General features: G+C 37.4%; 6 protein-coding genes. 5 read left to right on the forward strand and 1 reads right to left on the reverse strand.

Annotation, left to right across the window (positions count from 1 at the left end; genetic code table 11):
* Positions 1-228 precede the first annotated feature (228 nt).
* Positions 229-2079 (reverse strand): molecular chaperone HtpG, encoded by a 1851-nt coding sequence (htpG, locus tag CRYPD_RS07330; RefSeq protein ID WP_138146932.1) that lies wholly within the window; start codon positions 2077-2079, stop codon positions 229-231.
* A 36-nt stretch (positions 2080-2115) separates the two neighbouring features.
* Here htpG and CRYPD_RS07335 point away from each other — a divergent pair, with 36 nt between their 5' ends.
* The 5 genes from CRYPD_RS07335 to CRYPD_RS07355 form a co-directional block, all read left to right on the forward strand.
* The gene (locus CRYPD_RS07335; protein ID WP_138146933.1) at positions 2116-2970 is read left to right on the forward strand and encodes a tyrosine recombinase XerC; all 855 of its coding nucleotides are present in this window, start codon (positions 2116-2118) and stop codon (positions 2968-2970) included.
* Positions 2967-3503: an L-threonylcarbamoyladenylate synthase gene (locus tag CRYPD_RS07340; RefSeq protein ID WP_138146934.1), complete on the forward strand. Its 537-nt coding sequence runs from the start codon at positions 2967-2969 to the stop codon at positions 3501-3503. Before CRYPD_RS07335 ends, CRYPD_RS07340 begins: the two co-directional genes overlap by 4 nt.
* Positions 3500-4408: an oxygen-dependent coproporphyrinogen oxidase gene (gene hemF, locus CRYPD_RS07345; protein ID WP_138146935.1), complete on the forward strand. Its 909-nt coding sequence runs from the start codon at positions 3500-3502 to the stop codon at positions 4406-4408. The genes CRYPD_RS07340 and hemF overlap by 4 nt, the downstream gene beginning before the upstream one ends.
* Positions 4409-4444: 36 nt before the next feature.
* The gene (locus CRYPD_RS07350; protein ID WP_138146936.1) at positions 4445-4663 is read left to right on the forward strand and encodes a sulfurtransferase TusA family protein; all 219 of its coding nucleotides are present in this window, start codon (positions 4445-4447) and stop codon (positions 4661-4663) included.
* Positions 4660-5095, forward strand: a 436-nt coding sequence (locus CRYPD_RS07355; RefSeq protein ID WP_342211702.1) for a type IIL restriction-modification enzyme MmeI, incomplete at its 3' end; no start/stop codon positions are given. The genes CRYPD_RS07350 and CRYPD_RS07355, both read left to right, overlap by 4 nt.

Genomic DNA, 5095 nt, shown 5'->3' on the forward strand with positions numbered 1-5095 from the left:
GAAGCGACTCAACACAAGACCTCGAAAAACACGAGGTGGGAAACAACCAGTTGAGTTATTTTTAGGAAAGGCTGTTGATTATTAACGGCTTAGGAGAAATTGCACTTAATGTGCGAATTCAAGACTATTTAAATTTAAATTCTATGTACATTCTAAAAACGAGACATAAAAAAAAGCCCGAAATTATCAGGCTTTTTTCTGGTTTATAAACTTGAACTTTTGATGAGGTTAACTAATCAATTTATTCATGCGTTTAACAAACTCGGCTGGGTCTTTTAGTTGTCCGCCTTCACTGAGGACGGCTTGGTCAAATAAAATTTTAGCCAAATCTTCATCAATTTTAGTCTTAAGTTTTTTTACCAATGGATGTGTTGGATTAATTTCAAGAATTGGTTTGGTGTCTGGAATATCTTGACCTAGGGATTTCATGATGCGTTCCATATTACCCCCCATCTCATTTTCATCAGCTACTAGACAAGAAGGAGATTCGCTCAGGCGATTGGAGATTTTCACTTTTTTAACTTGTGGCTCAAGGATTTCGTTGAGTTTTTCAATGACTTTTTCGTAGTCTTTGGATACTTTTTCTTTCTCTTTCTTATCTTCTTTAGAGTCTAAATCCTCTAAATTACCTTTGGCAATTGACTTAAATGGCACACCTTCAAATTCTCCAAAATTACTTACCATCCATTCGTCAACACGATCAGAAAGTAGCAGAACTTCAATGTCCTTTTTATTGAATACTTCTAAATGTGGCGAACCCTTGGCGCTTTCATAAGTTTCGGCGGTGATGTAATAAATGGTTTTTTGGTCTTTTTGCATACTCTTAACATAACATTCAAGAGTGGCTGTTTGTGTCGCATCATCACTTTTATTAGTGGCAAAGCGCAAAAGTTTTGCAATTTTGTCTTTATTAGCAAGGTCTTCAACCACGCCTTCTTTCATGACCATACCAAATTCCTTCCAAAAATCTGCATATTTTTCGGGCTGATTTTTAGCCATTTTTTCAAGTTCTTTTAGAATACGACTAACAGACGCTTTTCGAATCGTATCAACTACTTTATTGCCTTGTAAAATTTCCCTAGAAACATTTAGCGACAAGTCAGCCGTGTCAATCACGCCTTTAACAAAACGCAGATAAAGTGGCATCAAAGATTCGTTGTCTTCCATGATAAAGACATGCTTGGCATATAACTTGATACCGCCTTTGCGTTTTGGCTCCCACATATCAAACGGTGCTTTTGAGGGGATGTAGAGTAGCGAGGTGTAATCTAGGTTACCCTCAACACGGTTGTGGAGTTGCGTTAATGGTGCTTCAAAATCATAAGTTAATGACTTGTAAAAATCATCATAATCTTCTTGTTTAAGTGCTCGTTTGTCTTGTGTCCAAAAAGCATTGGCTTTATTAACGGTTTCATATTCAATCTCTTTGTCGTTTTCGCTGGCTTTTATCATCATAATCGGCACAGTGATATGGTCAGAATATTTGCTAATAATGCCACGCAGACGACTATCGTCTAAAAATTCTTTTTCGTCTTTTTTAATATGCAATATCACTGAGGTGCCAAAATCTGGACAATCAACATTTTCTATTGAGTATTTTCCTTTGCCAGTAGAGGTCCATTTTGTGCCTTTTTTTTCTTTAGTGCCAGCTTTTCTAGTGATAAGATCAACTTTATCTGCCACAATAAACGCCGAATAAAACCCCACGCCAAATTGACCAATAAGATTAGAGTCTTGTGCTTGTTTCTGGTCTAAACCTTTTAAGAATTTTTTTGTGCCAGAATTGGCAATGGTGCCAATAAGCTTGTTTACTTCTGACTCGCTCATGCCAATACCATTGTCAGTAACAGTGATTGTGTTGGCTTTTTTATCTACATCAATATGAATTTGTAAATTTTCTTTGCCTTCAACCAATGTATCATTTGACAAGGATGCGAACTTGAGCTTATCAATCGCATCAGAGGCGTTGGACACCAATTCACGAAGAAAAATCTCTTTATTAGAGTATAAAGAGTGAATCATCAAATCCAATAGTTGAGAAACTTCCGCTTGAAACGAATGTGTTTGCTTTTCTGTCATTTTTTTATTCCTAGTTTATGCGTAAAATACATTGATATGGTCGAATTACAAAAAATCAAGCACTTTATGCATTTTTTAAAAAATGTTCGACATTATTCGGTGCATACGCAAAAAGCCTATGCCCGTGATTTGCATAAATTAGGAGATTTTTTGGTAGATGAAGATATTCACAACTGGGATGCAGTAACTGCTGAGCAATTAAATTTATTTTCGATGCGATTATATCATAGCGGTATAAATCCTAAAAGCATAAACCGCTGTATGTCATCTATTCGTAGTTTTTTTAAGTTTTTAGAACATGATATTGGTAAAATTACTACTCCAAAAACTACAAAAAAACTGCCCAGCATACTTAGTTGTGAGCAATTTAAACTAATGGCAAAGCCTAATTCTAGTGATTGGTTGATGTTAAGAAATGTGGCAATAATTGAGCTTTTGTATTCTTGCGGGTTGCGAGTGTCAGAATTGGTTGGATTGGATATTAAAGATATTGATAGCGATTTTTTAACCGTGCTTGGTAAAGGCGGAAAAATGCGAACCACGCCGATTGGTGCCAAATCCTATCAAGCCTTAAATCGATATTTAAAAAAATATGAACACAGTAATAAGGCTGTGTTTATTAATCAAAATGGGCAACGACTGAGCGTGCGTTGGGTGCAGAAAATGGTGAAAAATCGTGCTCAACAGGTGGGTATTGCTTTTCATGTGCATCCGCACATGCTACGCCATGCAGCAGCAACACACTTCTTGCAATCTAGCCATGATTTACGCAGTGTACAAGCTTTTTTGGGGCATGAAAGCATAAAATCTACACAGGTCTATACCCATTTAGATTTTTTAGAACTCTCAAAAGTATATGATAAATGCCATCCAAGAGCAAAAAAACAATGAATTTTCAAACACGATTAGCAGCGAATACACTAAATCTAGGTGGGGTGATTAGCAATCCGACAGATACCATCCAAGGATTGACTTGCCTGCCAAAGCATACGCATGCCATGCAAAAAATGGGGCGACTTAAGCGCAGAAATCCCCAAAAAGGCTTAATTTTACTTGCCAGTGAAGTGCATTTTTTTCAACCATTTGTGCAAGATATGGATTTATTGGTGCAAATAACACCACAAAAACAACCGACTACTTATTTACTAAAGACACACAAAAATGTGTCAGCGTTGATTACAGGTAATTTTGATACTGTGGCTGTGCGTTTAACGGATAATAGGCTGATTGCCAGTTTGTGCGAAAGGTGTAATAGCGCATTGCTTTCTACCAGTGCGAACATCACTGGCAGGAGTGCAGCCACAAGCATTTTTGAGCTAAATGTGGCTTTTAAGCAAGAATTAGACTTTATTATCGCACCACAAGGCTACAATACTCAGGCATCACAAATTATTAATCTACAAACAGGAGAAAGGCTCAGATGATTGACCAAGTTAAAAAATATTTATTAGATTTACAAGCAGACATTTGTGTGCAATTAGAAGCCGTTGATGGTGAAGCGACATTTATTAAAGACAAATGGGAAAAGCCTGATAGCAAAGGCGATGGCCTTACTAGAGTGCTGGTAAATGGCAAAGTGTTTGAACAGGCGGGAGTGAATTATTCAATCGTGCATGGCAATAATATGCCCGCCTCTGCCACTGCACTCAGACCTGAATTAGAAGGGCGAAATTTTACCGCCTTGGGCGTGTCATTGGTTATCCATCCACGCAATCCTTTTGTGCCAACTTCGCATGCTAATGTGCGTTTTTTCTTAGCAGAAAAAGAGGGTGAGACACCAATTTGGTGGTTTGGTGGCGGCTTTGATTTAACGCCATATTATGGCTTTGACGAAGATTGTGTTTTTTGGCATCAAAATGCCAAAGATGCCTGCGAACCATTCGCCAAAGGCACTTACGCAAAATACAAAAAATGGTGTGATGATTATTTCTATATGCAACACCGAGATGAACAACGAGGCATTGGCGGCTTATTCTTTGATGACCTTAACGAAGGCAGTTTTGAATCATGTTTTGCCTTTATGCAAAGTGTTGGTAATAGCTACATCAAAGCCTATAAGCCAATTGTCCAAAAACGCAAAAACCTAAAATATAGTGACCACGAACGACAATTTCAATTATATCGCCGCGGACGCTATGTAGAATTTAACCTAGTTTATGACCGTGGCACACTATTCGGATTACAAACAGGTGGACGCACAGAATCCATTTTAATGTCTTTGCCCCCTCTAGTCCGCTGGGAATACCAATACCAACCAAAGGCAGATAGCCCCGAAGCCAAATTATACAACCACTATCTCAAACCACAGGATTGGGTCAATGCTAACTAATCAAAAATTGAGAAGCCCGGCTTCTCAATTCCTTGCATGATACATATAGATGCAAAAAGATTGCTTTGTCCTATGCCAGTCATTCGCCTAAGTGAAGCGATTGCAAAAGTAAGGGAGGGTGGCATTATTCAAATGACTGCCACTGACCCTGGTGTTCTGCATGACATACCCGCTTGGTGCAAGGTGCATGGGCATAAGGTGATTGAAATTGATGAAAAAACTGATGAGATTATTTTGATAGTAGAAAAGCAATGAATTCTCAGGATATACAAAACAATATAAGAGTTGTTTTTGATGATTTTTCAAAAGAAGAATTTATCTACGATTTTTTGTTGGCTTACGGTATTTCTAAAACTTCAGTTACTCGATTAAAAAAAGGCGATTTTAATTTATCAAATAACGACAATGAAATTCTTTATAAAAAGAAGATTTTTTTTAAAACAGAAAAGACTGATAAATTACTAAGCACAATTGATACAATCTCAAAAGACGAGTTAATTTTAAGGCACAATCCACGGTTTGCTATTGTTACTGACTATCAGCAGCTTGTTGCTAAAGATTTGAACCTAGGCACAACGCTAGACATAGAGTTAAACAAACTACCTAATCATTTTTCATTTTTTTTACCTCTCTCGGGGAGTGAAGTTTACAGCGCCTCTAATGACAATGAAGTAGATAGAGACGCTG

This window comes from Bathymodiolus heckerae thiotrophic gill symbiont (assembly GCF_900180345.1).
Lineage (GTDB): Bacteria > Pseudomonadota > Gammaproteobacteria > PS1 > Pseudothioglobaceae > Thiodubiliella.

Coding starts and splice junctions, on each gene's coding strand:
- htpG (WP_138146932.1), bottom strand. CDS start 2,079: ATGACAGAAAAGCAAACACATTCGTTTCAAGCGGAAGTTTCTCAACTA.
- CRYPD_RS07335 (WP_138146933.1), top strand. CDS start 2,116: ATGGTCGAATTACAAAAAATCAAGCACTTTATGCATTTTTTAAAAAAT.
- CRYPD_RS07340 (WP_138146934.1), top strand. CDS start 2,967: ATGAATTTTCAAACACGATTAGCAGCGAATACACTAAATCTAGGTGGG.
- hemF (WP_138146935.1), top strand. CDS start 3,500: ATGATTGACCAAGTTAAAAAATATTTATTAGATTTACAAGCAGACATT.
- CRYPD_RS07350 (WP_138146936.1), top strand. CDS start 4,445: ATGATACATATAGATGCAAAAAGATTGCTTTGTCCTATGCCAGTCATT.